The 15,854-nt window shown below is 48.0% G+C and carries 17 protein-coding genes and 2 rRNA genes (1 of these 19 cut by a window edge); 1 reads left to right on the top strand and 18 read right to left on the bottom strand.

The window, feature by feature from the left end; genetic code table 11:
- Nucleotides 1–20 precede the first annotated feature (20 nt).
- From rsmA to metG, 5 genes are all read right to left on the bottom strand, one after another.
- Nucleotides 21–890, bottom strand: a complete 870-nt coding sequence (gene rsmA, locus ACXADP_RS01130; RefSeq protein WP_474970197.1) for a 16S rRNA (adenine(1518)-N(6)/adenine(1519)-N(6))-dimethyltransferase RsmA — start codon at nt 888–890, stop codon at nt 21–23.
- Entirely contained in the window at nt 880–1,443 is a 564-nt protein-coding gene (rnmV, locus tag ACXADP_RS01135) for a ribonuclease M5 (RefSeq protein WP_474970196.1), read from the bottom strand. The genes rsmA and rnmV overlap by 11 nt, the downstream gene beginning before the upstream one ends.
- A 97-nt stretch (nt 1,444–1,540) precedes the next feature.
- Complete coding sequence (locus tag ACXADP_RS01140) at nt 1,541–2,833, bottom strand: ubiquitin-like domain-containing protein (RefSeq protein WP_474970195.1); 1,293 nt, start codon at nt 2,831–2,833, stop codon at nt 1,541–1,543.
- 210 nt (nt 2,834–3,043) lie between these two features.
- Nucleotides 3,044–3,817, bottom strand: a complete 774-nt coding sequence (locus ACXADP_RS01145; protein WP_474970194.1) for a TatD family hydrolase — start codon at nt 3,815–3,817, stop codon at nt 3,044–3,046.
- A gap of 72 nt (nt 3,818–3,889) precedes the next feature.
- Nucleotides 3,890–5,845: a methionine--tRNA ligase gene (metG, locus tag ACXADP_RS01150; RefSeq protein WP_474970618.1), complete on the bottom strand. Its 1,956-nt coding sequence runs from the start codon at nt 5,843–5,845 to the stop codon at nt 3,890–3,892.
- 413 nt (nt 5,846–6,258) lie between these two features.
- Between metG and ACXADP_RS01155 the strand changes: the two genes are divergently transcribed.
- Nucleotides 6,259–6,534 carry an AbrB/MazE/SpoVT family DNA-binding domain-containing protein gene (locus ACXADP_RS01155; RefSeq protein WP_027953495.1) on the top strand — a complete coding sequence of 92 codons (276 nt, stop codon included), beginning with the start codon at nt 6,259–6,261 and terminating at the stop codon, nt 6,532–6,534.
- A 124-nt stretch (nt 6,535–6,658) separates the two neighbouring features.
- On the opposite strand, the gene rsmI is transcribed toward ACXADP_RS01155, so the two are convergent.
- From rsmI to ACXADP_RS01220, 13 genes are all read right to left on the bottom strand, one after another.
- The gene (gene rsmI / locus ACXADP_RS01160) at nt 6,659–7,537 is read right to left on the bottom strand and encodes a 16S rRNA (cytidine(1402)-2'-O)-methyltransferase (protein ID WP_474970619.1); all 879 of its coding nucleotides are present in this window, start codon (nt 7,535–7,537) and stop codon (nt 6,659–6,661) included.
- The gene (locus tag ACXADP_RS01165) at nt 7,515–7,799 is read right to left on the bottom strand and encodes a GIY-YIG nuclease family protein (RefSeq protein WP_474970191.1); all 285 of its coding nucleotides are present in this window, start codon (nt 7,797–7,799) and stop codon (nt 7,515–7,517) included. Before ACXADP_RS01165 ends, rsmI begins: the two co-directional genes overlap by 23 nt.
- Nucleotides 7,789–8,532, bottom strand: coding sequence for a tRNA1(Val) (adenine(37)-N6)-methyltransferase (locus ACXADP_RS01170; RefSeq protein WP_474970190.1), 744 nt, complete (start codon nt 8,530–8,532; stop codon nt 7,789–7,791). Before ACXADP_RS01170 ends, ACXADP_RS01165 begins: the two co-directional genes overlap by 11 nt.
- A 74-nt stretch (nt 8,533–8,606) precedes the next feature.
- Entirely contained in the window at nt 8,607–8,957 is a 351-nt protein-coding gene (gene yabA, locus ACXADP_RS01175; RefSeq protein ID WP_474970189.1) for a DNA replication initiation control protein YabA, read from the bottom strand.
- 16 nt (nt 8,958–8,973) lie between these two features.
- On the bottom strand, nt 8,974–9,801 hold the full coding sequence (locus ACXADP_RS01180) for a PSP1 domain-containing protein (RefSeq protein WP_027953500.1): 828 nt from the start codon (nt 9,799–9,801) through the stop codon (nt 8,974–8,976).
- A gap of 7 nt (nt 9,802–9,808) precedes the next feature.
- On the bottom strand, nt 9,809–10,795 hold the full coding sequence (gene holB, locus ACXADP_RS01185) for a DNA polymerase III subunit delta' (protein ID WP_474970188.1): 987 nt from the start codon (nt 10,793–10,795) through the stop codon (nt 9,809–9,811).
- 13 nt (nt 10,796–10,808) lie between these two features.
- Entirely contained in the window at nt 10,809–11,249 is a 441-nt protein-coding gene (locus ACXADP_RS01190) for a YaaR family protein (protein WP_474970187.1), read from the bottom strand.
- Between the two features lie 9 nt (nt 11,250–11,258).
- On the bottom strand, nt 11,259–11,588 hold the full coding sequence (locus ACXADP_RS01195; RefSeq protein WP_474970186.1) for a cyclic-di-AMP receptor: 330 nt from the start codon (nt 11,586–11,588) through the stop codon (nt 11,259–11,261).
- A 55-nt stretch (nt 11,589–11,643) separates the two neighbouring features.
- Nucleotides 11,644–12,273 (bottom strand): dTMP kinase, encoded by a 630-nt coding sequence (gene tmk, locus ACXADP_RS01200; protein WP_474970185.1) that lies wholly within the window; start codon nt 12,271–12,273, stop codon nt 11,644–11,646.
- Nucleotides 12,274–12,275: 2 nt separating this feature from the next.
- Nucleotides 12,276–13,691, bottom strand: a complete 1,416-nt coding sequence (locus tag ACXADP_RS01205; protein ID WP_474970620.1) for an aminotransferase class I/II-fold pyridoxal phosphate-dependent enzyme — start codon at nt 13,689–13,691, stop codon at nt 12,276–12,278.
- Between the two features lie 327 nt (nt 13,692–14,018).
- Entirely contained in the window at nt 14,019–14,201 is a 183-nt protein-coding gene (locus tag ACXADP_RS01210) for a sigma factor G inhibitor Gin (RefSeq protein WP_474970183.1), read from the bottom strand.
- A gap of 140 nt (nt 14,202–14,341) precedes the next feature.
- Nucleotides 14,342–14,455: ribosomal RNA gene (gene rrf, locus ACXADP_RS01215) — 5S ribosomal RNA — on the bottom strand.
- 78 nt (nt 14,456–14,533) lie between these two features.
- Nucleotides 14,534–15,854, bottom strand: a 23S ribosomal RNA gene (locus ACXADP_RS01220) (it continues 1,596 nt past the right edge of the window).

Consider the following 15,854-nt stretch of genomic DNA (forward strand, 5'->3'; position numbering starts at 1 on the left):
GAAAAGATGGGCTTTGTGTCTTACTTATACAACTCATTCGCAAGAGCTGCAAACTCTTCCATCGACAAGGATTCTCCGCGGCGGGAAGGATCAATGCCGGCTTCATCCAGGCGGGTCCGCAGTTCACTCTTATCCATGCGGCCCTTGAAATGACGGGCCAGGTTATTCATCAACGTTTTCCTGCGCTGCCCGAAAGTGGCTTTGACCACATCAAAGAAAAAGTCTTCATCTTCCACCTGGACCGGAGGCTGATCACGCATCTCCAGGTGCAGGACAGAAGAATCCACGTTCGGCTGCGGCATAAAGACGGTCTTAGGAACAGTCAGGGCTACGGCCGCTGTTGTATAGTACTGGACAGCAATCGACAACGATCCATAACTCTTCGTGTTCGGTTCGGCGGCCATACGGTCGGCCACTTCCTTTTGGATCATGACGGTTATGCTGTCAATCGGCAGATGACTCATCAACAGCTTCATCAGAATAGGCGTCGTAATGTAATAAGGAAGATTGGCGACAACCCTGACCGGCTGTCCTTCCTTGAACTGTTCCTGAATGACCTGTTCTACGTCGGCTTGAAGAATATCCTGATTGATGACATGCACATTATCATATGGACTCAGTGTATCTTCCAAGATCGGAAGCAGACGCTGATCAATTTCAAAGGCTACGACACGATCGGCATGACGGGCCAATTGTTCTGTAAGCGCTCCGATTCCCGGACCGATTTCAATGGCTCCTGCCTCTTCATGAATACCAGCCTCTTCAATAATATTCTTCAGAATGTTTACGTCGATAAGAAAGTTCTGGCCGAGGCTTTTCTTAAACGAAAATCCATACTTCCCGAGTATTTCCTTTGTACGTGATGGTGTCGCAACCGCTTTACTGTTCATAGCTTTCCTCCTGATTGATTCTATCTATACTTTCAGCAAGCTGCCGGCGGGTGATATGAAACATATTCAACCGGCGGAGCAGCTGCTTTCCATTGGTTTTGCCTATGTTTAAGTCCATGCCTATCTTTTCTCTTAAGTCAGCAGAATGCGGGCCTCCGATCAAACCAAGGTCGATCAGATCCTGCTTTGAAATTTCCCCTGCCTTCTCATCCATCAGCTCATAGACAGCGCTTAAAGCTGTTTGAATGTCCGTAATGGAAGCATGCTCTATTCCGATCCCTTTATCCTGCCTCGCTCTGGCCTGATGCTTCGGAAGGAAGGCGTGCTTGCAGTCCGGAATCTTCTGCGCAATGATATGACGGATCCGCTCTCCCGGATAATCGGGGTCCGTAAAAATAATGATGCCCCGCTTCTCCTGCGCATGCTTGATGCGTGTCAGCACCTCTTCATCAATAGCCGATCCGTTCGTTTCAATGGTATCTGCATCCACGGCCCGTTTAATTTTGGCCGTGTCGTCTCTTCCTTCAACGACAATGACCTCTTTAATTTTCAATGGTATATCCTCCCTGCACGTCCGTTTATAAACCTCTCCCTAGCATACCATGAGTCTATACACGGAAAAAAGCAGAGGAAAGGTTCCTCTGCTGTCTTCACTCATCCAGTATTTTCACTTGTACCGTTTTTGAACCAAAGTTGTAAGCTTCGCTCTTGGAAGAGACATGAAGGTCAATCCGTTTCCCATTGATTGCTCCACCCGTATCTCCTGCAATGGCAGTTCCATAGCCTTCCACCCAGACACGGCTGCCCAGCGGAATGACGTCCGGATCGACAGCTACGACTTTCTTATCAGGGTTTTCATTTAAATCAATTCCCGTTGCTGTTACGCCCGAGCATCCGGCACACTCCGCCGTGTACGCTGTAGCGTGCATCCGCATCGTTTGACTCGATTCTTTTTCACGGCTTGTTTCCGGACTGCTTTTTGAAACGTTGGCAGATGTCTGCACAACTTCGCGGGAAGAGTCTGTGTCTTTTTCAGCATCTGAAGTGGAGGCTGCCAACACAGGCTGTGGTGTGGGTTCATCCACTTTTGTACCAAGCGCTACGATTTCCCTTCGGCTTTCCTGATCGACCGTCTCTTCTACAAGCTCACGGCTGACCTCTTCGCCATTTTCAATCGTAACTTCATACTCCTTCGTCACAAGACCTTCCTGCCCGTCTTCCAGCACCTTGCGCTCCCCTTTCGGAAGGGAGTCGTCCTTTTTCACTTCAACCGAATAATCCGTTTCTTCTTCGACAATGTCGGTCACCTTTTCCACCCGCGTGATTTCCAGCGGTGTATCCGCAGATACCCATGCATCCGCATCAACGTTCAATTCATCCAGGTCATCGAGTTCAATTCCCTGTTCTTTCAATAATTCTTCCACAGTGGAAGGTGTCGTCCATATATGTTCCTCGTCTCCGCCATCATTCAACGTAACTTGAAAGGCTTCAGCGACCTCAATACTCATGCCATCAGCGAGATGCTCACTGGATTGGTGGGACAGCTGATCGTGTTCCTTGAATTCCAGATCATTCTCCTTGAAAAACTCTCCGACAGTAGCTGCCGTTGTATAATAGTCTTTCTTTTCCCCGCCATCGATGGCCAGGTGAACCGATTTTGATGCTATGTATTCAACATCCATTCCGTATTCAACTGAATCAGATAATTTATGTGATAATTCATCATGCGATTGTATGGAAACGTCCAGATCAGACAATAATTCCTCTACCGTATCCGCATGAGTACGAATCAATTCTTTTTCTCCGTTCTGAGTCACCTGGACAGAAGCCTTGGTCGCTTCATAGGTAACGGTCACTAAAAAGGCGGATGCCAGGATAACAGATAATACAGCCCAGAAAGTCGTTTGACTGACAGCTTTTTTTACAATTTCTTTTCTATTCATCCTAAAGGCCCCCTCTCTTAAGCACGCGTTCCATTGTATTCAAGTGACAAAATGATGTCAACTAACTCCCCTTTAAATAAAATGGAGGAGTCAGATGACAATCACTGACTCCTCCATTATGCATTTATGCCCAGATGAATAACATAACAGGCATGTTACAATTCCCATACAATTCTCAAACAGCTGTAATATTATGACCAAAGTCCTCCATTACGAATGGGAAATACCAAAGAAGGACAAGGCATTCTCTGTCGTGACACGGCTGACCTCTTCATAAGAGATCCCCTTCAATTCAGCGACCTGTTCGGCTACAAGCTTTACGTAAGCCGGTTCGTTCCGTTTGCCTCGATTTGGATGAGGAGCTAGAAACGGACAGTCCGTCTCCACAAGCATATGCTTTAAATCAACGGCTTTGGCGACTTCTTTCGGAAGCTTGGCATTCTTAAATGTCACAGGTCCGCCCAGGGAGATCAGGAAATTCATATCGATGCATTCCTGAGCAGTTTCCACTGGTCCGCTGTAACAGTGCATAATCCCACCGACTTCTGCTGCGTTCTCCTCTTTCAGGATCTGCACAATATCCTCCGTTGCCTCCCGGTTGTGAATGATGATCGGCATCTTGACTTTTTTCGCCAGCCTGATCTGCTTCCGGAAGACGTCCTTCTGCACATCAGCCGGCGATTTATCCCAGTGGTAGTCGAGTCCCATTTCGCCGAGAGCCACTACTTTCGGATGAGAAGTCAGCTCTTCAATCCAGGCCAGGTCTTCATCAGTCATATCGACCGCATCGACCGGGTGCCACCCCACAGCCGCATAGATATTCTCATCCGATTCCGCAATTTCCAGTGCCTTCGGAATCGTCTTTCTGTCAAAACCGACGACAGTCATATACGTCACACCAGCTTCGCGTGCCCTTTGGATCGTTTCCTCAAGGTCTTCTTCAAATTGATCGGCATTCAAATGAACGTGTGTATCAAAAAGCATCGTTGTCCCGCCTTTCTTTTTTCATTGGAAAAGGGAAAGCGCTGATTAGAGCTTTCCCTTTTTAGTCCTGTGTTATTTCACTTTTGTGCCATTGCTCAAGGTCTGATCGACAGAAGCTAGAGCAAGCTTTCCATTGTCTTCACCGGCAAGAATCATCCCCTGGGACAATTCACCGCGCAGTTTCACCGGCTTCAGGTTGGCAATACAGATCACTTTCTTACCAACGAGTTCCTCTGGTGAATAGTGTTCGGCAATGCCTGAGACAACCTGACGCTGCTCAAAGCCAAGATCGAGCTGGATTTTCAGCAGTTTATCCGCTTTTTTCACTTTGTCGACTTTCAAAACTTCAGCTACGCGGAAGTCGAGTTTGGCGAAGTCCTCAATCGTCACTTCATCAGCAAGATCGGCTGGAGCTTCCTTTTTCTCTTCTTCCTTCGGAGCCGGCTGCTTCATCATATCTTTAATGATCTGCGTCTCTTCCTCTGCGTCAAGACGCGGGAAAATCGGCTCGTCTTTTTGAACAGTCGTTCCTGCTGGAATCAATCCGAACTCTGCAAGGCTTTCCCATGACTTGAAACGCTCTTCATTCAAGCCAAGCTGTTGGAAAATCCGGTCCGGTGTCTGCGTCAGGAATGGCTGCAGCATCACTGCAGTATGACGGAGGGCTTCGGCCAGGTGCGCCATGACATTTCCGAGACGCTCCCGTTTCGTATCATCTTTCGCAAGCACCCATGGCTGCGTTTCATCAATGTACTTGTTCGTACGGCTGATGAACTTCCACAACGTGGAAAGCGCAACGGAGAACTCCATATTTTCCAACGAATCTTCGACGCCGTCAAGCGTTTCACGGGCAAGACTTTCCAGGCTTTCATCAAAGGTATCCTCAGCCAGTGTAAGCGCCGGGATCTGTCCATCAAAGTATTTGCTGATCATGGCCACTGTACGGTTCAACAGGTTGCCAAGATCATTGGCCAGGTCATAATTGGTCCGCTCTACGAACGCTTCCGGAGTGAAGACGCCATCAGATCCGAACGGTACTTCGCGAAGCAGATAGTAACGCAGGGCGTCAAGACCATAGCGGTCACTGAGCTTAACCGGGTCGACGACATTCCCTTTTGATTTGGACATCTTGCCGTCCTTCATCAAAATCCATCCGTGGGCGAACACTTTTTTCGGAAGCGGAAGATCCAGCGCCATCAGCATGATCGGCCAGTAAATCGTATGGAAACGGACAATTTCCTTCCCTACCAGCTGGACATCGGCCGGCCAGTATTTCTGATAGCGTGTATCATCATCCGTACCATAACCGAGGGCTGTAATGTAGTTACTCAAGGCATCAATCCACACGTAAATGACGTGTTTTTCATTACCCGGCACGCCGATTCCCCAATCGAAGGTCGTCCGGGAAACCGCCAGATCTTCAAGTCCTGGTTTAATGAAGTTGTTGATCATTTCATTCTTCCGGCTTTCCGGCTGAATGAACGTTGGATTCTTCTCATAAAAGTCAAGAAGCTGATCCACGTAGTTGCTCATTTTGAAGAAGTAGGACTCCTCTTTAACTTTCTCCACTTCACCGCCGCAGTCCGGGCAGTGCCCTTCATCAAGCTGGCGTTCTGTGAAGAAGGACTCGCACGATGTACAGTACCATCCTTCATATTCGTCGAGGTAGATATCCCCTTTTTTCATTAAATAGTCGAAAATTTTCTCCACGACCACTTTGTGGCGGTCCTGTGTCGTACGGATAAAATCATCATACGTAATATCCAGCTTATCCCACAGCTGCTTGATTCCGCTGACGATATCGTCGACGTACTCCTGTGGCGAAACCCCTTTTTCCTCGGCTTTCCGCTGAATCTTCTGTCCGTGCTCATCCGTCCCTGTCAGGTACATCACATCGTACCCCCGCAGGCGCTTATAACGGGCCATCGCATCGCCGGCCACCGTTGTATAGGCATGTCCAATATGCAGATTACCACTCGGGTAATAGATTGGTGTTGTAATATAGAACGTATTCTTTTCCTCTGGCATCCTGTTCCCTCCTTAAAAAATCATCCTAACGCCATGAAAGGTCATGGTATCATTCTATCGATTTATTTCTTTTATTTCCATTCCTAACATTAAAATATACCGAAAGTTGTGTAAAACTGTCAAAAGAAGCACACATTAGTGCTTCACATCTGTAAATACCGTGGTAAAATAGGACATATATAACCGAAGTGGATAAACTATCCATTTTTGGAACCGATATAAATGGAGAAGAGGAAATCAGGCCTGCGGAAATCACTCCTCTCCCCCATTTTATATACCTCACCTCGTATAGGGATATGGAAATCTCTGCACCTTTTTTAGTAATTGACACGTCTGGGAATGGTTGGTACTATTATGTCGAGACATATGTCGAAACATGACGATCAAACTTTTGATTGAGGGGAGATAGAAAAATGAAATCTACAGGTATTGTACGTAAGGTGGACGAGCTTGGTCGCGTTGTGATTCCGATCGAACTTCGCCGCACACTGGGGATCAATGAAAAAGACGCATTAGAAATTTACGTGGACGATGACCGCATCGTTCTCAAGAAGTATAAGCCGAATATGACTTGTCATATTACTGGTGAAGTTTCAGACGACAACATGAAACTGGCCAACGGCAACCTTGTTCTAAGTAAAGAAGGCGCTCAAATGCTTCTTAACGAACTTCAGGACAACCTTAAATAAAAAAAGAGATAAACAAAAGACGACGACAATCACTGGTTAGCGAATAGAGAGATAATCAGTCTGACATATGCTCCAAAACAAATCCCTTACTGGACAGGCCTGACAGTAAGGGATTTTCTTATATCTATTCATCCTGGATGACGTGATAAGCCTGATAAACATCCCGTTTTGGAAGTTCTCTGTCCAGGGCGGTCTGTTTAATCGCCTGCTTGCTTTTCATCTGTTCTTTCTCGATGTAGTGGTCCACATGGTCAATCAGGGAAATCCCCGCCCACCATGCCTCCTCCTGCTTTTCCTCTTCTGAAGAGCCTTCTATAATGATGCAGAATTCCCCACGCAGGTCCTCGTCCTCAGCCCACTGGGCGAGTTCAGGAAGGGTCCCGCGTATATATTCTTCAAAACGCTTGGACAATTCCCGCACGAGCGATGCTCTTCTTGCTCCGAACTCCTCATTCATATGCGCGAGCATTTCCTTCAGACGATGAGGAGATTCATAAAAGATCAACGTCGCTCCATAAGGTTTCAGACGTCCCAATACAGCTGCCCTGTCTTTCTTTTTACGTGGCAGAAAGCCACAAAAGTAAAATTCATCCGTCGGTAAACCGGACCCGGCCAAGGCTGGGAGGGCGGCATTCGCCCCTGGAAGAACAACGACTGGAACGTCCTCCTCCACCGCTTCAGCCACAAGATCTGTACCCGGGTCTGAAATCCCCGGCATCCCCGCATCGCTGACAAGAGCAATGGTCTGCCCTGCCTGCAGCTGTTCGACCAGCTGAGATCCCTTGGTGTATTTGTTATGCTCATGATAGCTGACCAACGATGTGTGAATATCGAAATGATTCAGCAGCTTTCTTGTATTCCGGGTATCTTCTGCCGCAATCATATCAGCACCCTTTAAGGTGGATACAGCCCGGTACGTCATATCCTCCAGATTCCCGATTGGTGTAGGTACAATATAAAGGGTACCTGTTGGATGTTCATTAAAGCTCTTTTGAATTTTCACCAGCTTCCTCCTTCCGCTGTTCAATCCATATTTCTTTTTTCGTTCTGGCCATCCGCTTTAAACGGTATTCCTCCTGGAGGGCTTCTCTTTTATGATCATAACACTGCCACGCTTCCAGTACGAGCGGTCCCCGGCCCCTGGTATATTTAGCTCCTTTTCCTTCCCGATGCTTCTGCAGACGGAGCTCGAGGTTATTCGTATACCCGGTATAAAGGCTCCCGTCCCCACAACGAAGCATATAGACATAATGACTACCGTCCATTTAGAATATCCTTCAGTTCATCGGTGTAACCGCCATCTTCCTGAAGCGCATAGAATGGCGGAAGGATTTTCAATCCAGGACGACCGTCCCGCACCCCTTCAATCAAAAGGATGTTCGCTTCCTTCCCTGCTTTCGGGTAGACAAGCCGCATCCGCTTCGGCTCCAGCTTATGGGCTTTGAAACGTTGGATAATCTCCACAAGCCGGTCCGGCCGATGCACCATGGATACTTTCCCACCGGATTTTGCAAGCCGGCTGCATGCAGATACTACATCCTCAAGAGTACAGTGAATCTCATGGCGGGCGACAGCCAGGTATTCATTCAAGTTATGTTCCTCTGTTTTGGGTGTTGGAAAATAAGGAGGATTGCAGGTGACCAGATCGAACTTGTTATTACCGTAATAGGCCGGCATCTCCTTCAAATCCCCATGGATCATCTGAAGCTGATCACCGAGTTCATTCAATTCAACATTCCGAACCGCCATATCATGCAGACGCTCCTGGATTTCCACTCCAGTTATGGGTACGGAAGAGCGTGTGGATAGAAACAACGGAATGACCCCGTTTCCCGTACACAAGTCGAGAATCTTTCCTCTTGTTTTCGGTACGTAAGTAAAGTCGGCAAGCAGAACAGCATCGAGCGAAAAGGCAAAAGCGCTCGGGCTTTGGATAATCCTCCGTTCTTCCTTGGCTAATAAATCATCGATTCGTTCATCATCTTTCAATTGTACCATCCGTCTGTTTCCTTTCTTTCCGATATAAAGAGAGCCCTTCCTCGAACGAGCAAGGAAAGGGCCTGGACCTGGATTTATTTCTTTTTATTCAAAAATGATAGGCAGAACAAGCAATCCTCGTCTCTCGGGCTGCCGAAATGCAGATTACAAATATGAAAGCCTTCTTCATAGAGTCTGGCCAGATTATCATAGCCTTCTCCGACGACCGTGCCTTTGTCCTGTTTCGACGAGGGTGAGGAAGGGGTCTCCTGTTTCTCATTTTCCTTTTCCAACCGCTGCCGCAGATGATGATTCTCAAGCGATAAATGCTGGTTCTCTTCCAATAGATAGGCCAGCTGCTTTTTCAGATCTCCAAGCTGTTCATACAACTCGCCGATCTGGCTTTCGAAATGGGATACTTGTTCAAAAATGGCTTTCTTATTCACGGTCGACTTCACCCTTTTATTCTGAGGCTTCGGTTTGAAGGACGCCTTCATCAATCAGTTCCTGAAGGGAATACTCCAATACACGTTCCTTCTCGCGGAATTCAACCTGAACCATGCGTTCAAGCATGTTGAGACCGACCACTCTGCCTTTCCCATAAGAAGTTGATATATTCTCACCGAGATCCGGAAGCTCTTTTTTCGCATTTTCATAATCATCATTTTCGTACTTCAGACAGCACATCAAGCGGCCGCAGAGGCCTGAAATTTTGGCTGGGTTGAGCGACAGATTCTGGTCTTTGGCCATTTTAATAGATACTGGCTCGAAATCCCCGAGGAACGTAGAACAGCAGAGCATTCTTCCGCAGGGACCGATGCCGCCGAGCATCTTGGCTTCGTCACGGACACCGATCTGTCTAAGCTCGATTCTCGTTTTGAAAACAGACGCGAGATCCTTGACGAGTGTCCGGAAATCGACGCGTCCATCGGCAGTAAAATAAAAGATCACTTTATTGCGATCAAATGTATATTCAACATCGACAAGATTCATGTCCAATTTATGTTCACGGATTTTTTTCACACAAACCTGGTAGGCTTTTTGAGCATTGTCTTTGTTTTCATCCACGGTGAGTTTATCCTTGTCATCCGCCATGCGGATCACTTTCTTAAGAGGTAACACCACATCTTCTTCATCTATGGATTTATTAGCAATGACAACTTTTCCGAATTCAATCCCGCGGACCGTTTCCACAATGACGTAGTCTTCCGTCGTCATACGCAGTCCACCTGGATCAAAGTAGTAGACCTTACCGGCTTGTTTAAATCGGACACCTACAACTTCGATCATACGATCATCACCTCTGTAGTTGAAGGGTAAGTTGTTCCATCACTAAATTAGGATGGACATTTTGATTTATCTTTCGTTTTGCCTCAAGAATGCTGGAAAGACCTCTGGCTGCCGACTGTCGTGACCACCTCATGACCGACTGGTTCAATTTCTCTTTCTCTGAAATGAAAACGATCGAATCTTCCCGGTCCAAAAGTTGATGGATCATATCCTGAAACCAGAGTATGAGCACGTCAAGACCGCGCTGCAGCTGGGTGCGTTCCTTAAAGTGAGGCATCCATTGATGGTTGATAAACAAAAGTCCTTCATTTGGTTTGTTTTGAAGCACTTCAATTAATTGTATCACTATTTTTCTAGCATTCGCAAACCACTCATCCTCATTCATCTCCAGTGCTTCCGTCATGTTATTCGTCAAAGCCGCAAGCAGGCGGGCGTTTGAGTTGGAAACGCCTTCTTCAATTAATTTTTTCTCCATGATATGCGCCTGGAGTGGTTGAAAAGCCAGCAGCTGGCATCTGGATCGGATAGTATCCAGAATCGTGGCGCCGTTTTCCGTTAACAGCATCGCGGTTGTCTGCCGGCTCGGCTCCTCGAGGAACTTCAACAGGCGGTTCGCCGCGTTGACGGTCATTTTTTCTGCATCCACAATGATATAGACTTTACGGTTGGACTCCAGTCCTGTGTATGTGAATTCCTTTTGCAGATGAAGGATCTGGTCTTTTTTAATAGACTGTCCATCCGGTTCTATCCAGTGCAGATCGGGGTGGTTCCCCGAATCGATACGGTGGCAGTCGCGGCAGTTCTGACACGGTTCCGCCCCGTCTTTATTTTTACAGAAAATACTTTTCGCAAATAGTAAACTCATTTCTTTTTTTCCAGTGCCGCGATCTCCCTGAAATAGATAGGCGTGGGAGATGCGGTCTTTCTTGAAGCTGTTGACCAGCATCTGAGCCGCTAACGGCTGTAATTGTTTCATATCCTGCCACGTCTGCATGTACATACCGTCCTTATGTGTAAAGATTAATCAGCAGACCTTTCATTTCACCCATCAATCCAAGCAGGTCGACCGAACGCTTCTCCTGATCCATCACCATTTCCGTAAGTTCCAGAAGCTGCTCATCAATGGTTTCAATGAGCGTAAGCCTGCGCGTCTGTCCATGAGGACTCCATTGCTGGGACTGCTTGAGGTTTGTGCCGTACTGCACGGATTCTTTAATGAAATCCTTGATGAGACGTTTATATTTAGCAAGATCCCTGAAGGAACGGGAGCGCGCAACGCGTTCCCCCTGGGCCGTAATCGTCTCCACAAGCCGGTCCAGCTGATTCTGCTGCAGCTGCTGAGTCTGGGTCTGGATGATCGTACCGAACGTCCGGTTTCCCTGAGGTATCTTTCCTGTGTTTTTAACAGGGCCTTCCACATTTGCTCTTATATCCTGATTGATTTTCATAAGAGCCTCTTAAAAATGGAAAAAGGAATCGACAGGTAAGATGAACACCGTCGCTCCTCCAACTTCCACCTTCACAGGTTTCGGAATGTACGAGTCGGCATTCCCCCCCATTGGAGAAATCGGTGCCACCATCTGTTCGCGCTGGCTGCAATTTTCCCTGATGATATCGAGGGCACGATCGACGTGATCATCTTCACAGCCGATCATGAATGTCGTATTTCCTTCCCTGAGAAAACCACCGGTGGTCGAAAGTTTAGTTGTTTTAAAGTCATTTTTGGATAACGCATCATTTAAACGGCTGCTGTCCTTATCCTGGACGACCGCAATAATCATTTTCATGAGAACAGCCCTCCTGTTTGGGTGTTTTCTCCTATTATAACAAATCGCGGAAGGATTATGAGGGTAAGGACGCACGTAGAATTCTTGAGGCGTCCTTTTTCACTTCGTCGAACGACCGGCCGGCATCAATGATTTGAATACGGTCTTTACTGCGTGCGGCAAGTTCCTCATAAGCCTCGTGGACTTTTTTGTGAAAAGCAAGATGTTCTAAATCGAGACGGTTCTGTTCCCGTCCTTTGTTCTGTGCAATCCTGTCGAGACCCTCTTCCGGGTTTATATCAAACAGCAGAGTCAGGTCCGGCATGCAGTCTTCTATCGCAAACTCATTGATTTGATAGACCTCTTCCATACCAAGCCCCCGGGCAGCACCCTGGTAGGCCAGACTGGAATCGACGAAACGGTCACACAATACAATGCTCCCTTTCTCTAAAGCGGGTAAAACCTTTTCAACAAGGTGCTGCCTCCGGGCTGCTGCATACAACAGTGCCTCTGTCCGTGCATCCATTTCTGTATGGTCCGGATTCAGGATGACTTCTCTAATTTTTTCTGCAATACGGATTCCACCCGGTTCCCTAGTTTCCATGACCGGGTATCCCTCACTCCGAAGTTCAGCGGCGATTTCTTTCAGCATGGATGACTTTCCAGCCCCATCGCCGCCTTCAAATGTTACAAACAATCCCTTCACAATCATTCTCCTTTAAACACTCGCACCCCTGTTGCCATATCTAAGTTCTGAAAACGTGCGCCCTTCTCCACCAAAGAGTGGACGGCCTGGATATGTGTACTGGAAAGGCGTTCCCCTTTGAGTATCAAAGGGATTCCGGGTGGATAAGGGATGATGGCTTCGGCGGCTGCCTGTCCTTCCGCTTCGTTCCAGTCCATAAGAACGACCGGTTTGTCCCTCATCTCCGAATAACTCCATTCCAATGTTTGAATAGGTGGAAACGATATTTGATCTTGCTTTATTGTAGCATGGTTTTCCGTCTTTTTTAATTTGTTATCGACGAAAGCCAGTTGTTTCTTTAAGTTAGCCAAGGAAAAATAAGGCTCCAGCCCTAACACGAGCAGCACCTGGTCCGTTGAAGCCATCTCGGGGACCAGTCCCTGCTTTTCCAATACATCAGCTACAGCAAAGCCTGTGTTCGTCTCAGGCTCAAGAATGATCTTCATTGTATCGTCCCAAGGAGTGACGGGAAGAACACGCCAATGCTCCGGATAACCTTCAAATACCGCCCGCACATCCTTAATGAAAGAAACAAGCGTTTTCCGATCCTCTGTAGACCACTGCTGTAAGTAATCCCTTGCCAGATCAAGACTCGCCATCAATGGATAGGAAGGACTGCTTGATTGAAGCATCTGCAGGTAGTGGCGCAGACGGGCAGAAGAGACGCGGCACCCCTTTATATGCAGGTAAGAAGCCATCGTCATCGCCGGGGCCATTTTATGGGCCGACTGGACGACGGCGTCGGCCCCCGCTTTTAAGGCCGGCTCCGGGAATGGAGGTCCTAAATGAAAATGAACACCATGAGCTTCATCAATCAGCAGAGGAATATCCCGGCTGTGGACAACGGAAGCGATCTCTCTTAAAGGATACGTCCGGCCGAAATAATCGGGATAGGTTAAAAAAACAGCACGGCTGTCCGGATATTGGTCGAGCGCTTTTTGGATAGACGATGGTGTGACCCGGCTGTAGCGGCCCGTATCCTCCTCATATTCAGGGGCAATGAATACCGGTTTTGCTCCCGCCAGTTCTATACCATTCAGAACAGATTTATGACAGTTCCGCTGCACGATGATTTCATCACCCGGCCCGCAGACTGTTAAGAGGAGCGCCATATTTCCAACCGTCGTACCATTCACGAGGAAAAACGTCTCTTCACTTCCAAAAAAACGAGCCGCGTGGTCCTGCGCCTGGCGTATGACGCCCTCCGGAGCATGCAGATCGTCCAATCCACTGATTTCTGTCGCATCCAGTCCAAGAAAGCCGGTATCCTCTCCCTTATATATCTGCCCGTATTTATGACCTGGAACATGAAAAGAAATCGGTTCTTTCTCTCTATTTTTCTGCAGCGCCTCATAAAGAGGCGTCGATTTTAAATTCACGCGCACTCCATCCTTTCTTCTTCCTCCACACTACCGGAGATCGCCTCCTCAGGCAATCCACCGAAGATTTGCCGACCCCTGCAGGGTTTAAAGAGCAAGTCTGTCCCTTTCCTCTATAAATTTGAAACAGAAAAAAAGAAGACCTTCTGTTTAACAGAAAATCTTCCTTTTCAAATGATCATTTGATAATGTTCCAAGCATCAGCGATGCCCGTCTGGTAAGTGAAGCCTTGGTATCCACCGGCCGCACGGCTTGAGAATCCGCGATCTTTTTCTACTGGTAAAGACAAACCACTTCAAGATCATTGTTGGTACAAGTCACCATTCGTCAGGAGGGAATCATGGACTTCTGTGCCTCTGCCATTTTCTTCACAAAATGCACATACTTCGGATCATCCGCCGGTGTGTCTTTTATTTCTGATTCACAGGCTTCGCAGATATAAATTTTCAATAAATATAATCCCTGGTCGGTTTTCCTCTCACAAATGCTGCATCGATCTTTCCTACTCATCGCTATCCCCCTCTTTCCGTGCGATTTAAATGCTACAGCCTTAGTATGTCCAAAACTATGAATCTTATACTTTCAAGGTCTATGTACATGCAAAAAAAGATAGAAAAAAACCTCCAGGACAATCCTGAAGGTTTTGTGTGACGTGGCAGCGTCCTACTCTCACGGGGGTAAACCCGACTACCATCGGCGCTGAAGAGCTTAACTGCTGTGTTCGGCATGGGAACAGGTGTGACCTCTTCGCCTTCACCACCACATCGATATAAAGTTTGAGGTGAACCCTCAAAACTGGATAAGGAAACAACTATTGATGAAACATCATTCACGAAGTATATATAGATAAGTCATCGATCCATTAGTATCCGTCAGCTCCACGTGTCACCACGCTTCCACCTCGGACCTATCAACCTCATCGTCTCTGAGGGATCTTATCTGCTCGAAGCAGAGGGAAATCTCATCTCAAGGGGGGCTTCATGCTTAGATGCTTTCAGCACTTATCCCGACCACACGTAGCTACCCAGCGATGCTCCTGGCGGAACAACTGGTACACCAGCGGTGTGTCCATCCCGGTCCTCTCGTACTAAGGACAGCTCCTTTCAAATTTCCAACGCCCACGACGGATAGGGACCGAACTGTCTCACGACGTTCTGAACCCAGCTCGCGTACCGCTTTAATGGGCGAACAGCCCAACCCTTGGGACCGACTACAGCCCCAGGATGCGATGAGCCGACATCGAGGTGCCAAACCTCCCCGTCGATGTGGACTCTTGGGGGAGATAAGCCTGTTATCCCCGGGGTAGCTTTTATCCGTTGAGCGACGGCCCTTCCATACGGTACCGCCGGATCACTAAGCCCGACTTTCGTCCCTGCTCGACTTGTAGGTCTCGCAGTCAAGCTCCCTTGTGCCTTTACACTCTGCGAATGATTTCCAACCATTCTGAGGGAACCTTTGGGCGCCTCCGTTACTCTTTAGGAGGCGACCGCCCCAGTCAAACTGCCCACCTGACACTGTCTCCGGACCGGATTACGGTCCTGGGTTAGAATGTCCGTACAGCAAGGGTAGTATCCCACCAGCGCCTCCACCGAAGCTGGCGCTCCGGTTTCCAAGGCTCCTACCTATCCTGTACAAGCTGTACCAACATTCAATATCAGGCTGCAGTAAAGCTCCACGGGGTCTTTCCGTCCTGTCGCGGGTAATGTGCATCTTCACACATAGTATAATTTCACCGGGTCTCTCGTTGAGACAGTGCCCAAGTCGTTGCACCTTTCGTGCGGGTCGGAACTTACCCGACAAGGAATTTCGCTACCTTAGGACCGTTATAGTTACGGCCGCCGTTTACTGGGGCTTCGGTTCAACGCTTCGCATAAGCTAACGCATCCCCTTAACCTTCCAGCACCGGGCAGGTGTCAGCCCCTATACTTCGCCTTACGGCTTCGCAGAGACCTGTGTTTTTGGTAAACAGTCGCTTGGGCCTTTTCACTGCGGCTCCTCGGCAGAGGAGCACCCCTTCTCCCGAAGTTACGGGGTCATTTTGCCGAGTTCCTTAACGAGAGTTCTCCCGCTCACCTTAGGATACTCTCCTCGCCTACCTGTGTCGGTTTGCGGTACGGGCACCTCTTTCCTCATTAGAGGCTTTTCTTGGCAGTGTGAAATCAG

Source organism: Halobacillus sp. AWH4_228 (genome assembly GCF_056158365.1).

Coding starts and splice junctions, on each gene's coding strand:
- ACXADP_RS01195 (WP_474970186.1), bottom strand. CDS start 11,588: ATGAAAATGATTATTGCGGTCGTCCAGGATAAGGACAGCAGCCGTTTA.
- ACXADP_RS01155 (WP_027953495.1), top strand. CDS start 6,259: ATGAAATCTACAGGTATTGTACGTAAGGTGGACGAGCTTGGTCGCGTT.
- rsmA (WP_474970197.1), bottom strand. CDS start 890: ATGAACAGTAAAGCGGTTGCGACACCATCACGTACAAAGGAAATACTC.
- ACXADP_RS01190 (WP_474970187.1), bottom strand. CDS start 11,249: ATGAAAATCAATCAGGATATAAGAGCAAATGTGGAAGGCCCTGTTAAA.
- ACXADP_RS01165 (WP_474970191.1), bottom strand. CDS start 7,799: ATGGACGGTAGTCATTATGTCTATATGCTTCGTTGTGGGGACGGGAGC.
- ACXADP_RS01210 (WP_474970183.1), bottom strand. CDS start 14,201: ATGAGTAGGAAAGATCGATGCAGCATTTGTGAGAGGAAAACCGACCAG.
- ACXADP_RS01140 (WP_474970195.1), bottom strand. CDS start 2,833: ATGAATAGAAAAGAAATTGTAAAAAAAGCTGTCAGTCAAACGACTTTC.
- ACXADP_RS01170 (WP_474970190.1), bottom strand. CDS start 8,532: ATGGTACAATTGAAAGATGATGAACGAATCGATGATTTATTAGCCAAG.
- holB (WP_474970188.1), bottom strand. CDS start 10,795: ATGCAGACGTGGCAGGATATGAAACAATTACAGCCGTTAGCGGCTCAG.
- metG (WP_474970618.1), bottom strand. CDS start 5,845: ATGCCAGAGGAAAAGAATACGTTCTATATTACAACACCAATCTATTAC.
- ACXADP_RS01180 (WP_027953500.1), bottom strand. CDS start 9,801: ATGATCGAAGTTGTAGGTGTCCGATTTAAACAAGCCGGTAAGGTCTAC.
- ACXADP_RS01145 (WP_474970194.1), bottom strand. CDS start 3,817: ATGCTTTTTGATACACACGTTCATTTGAATGCCGATCAATTTGAAGAA.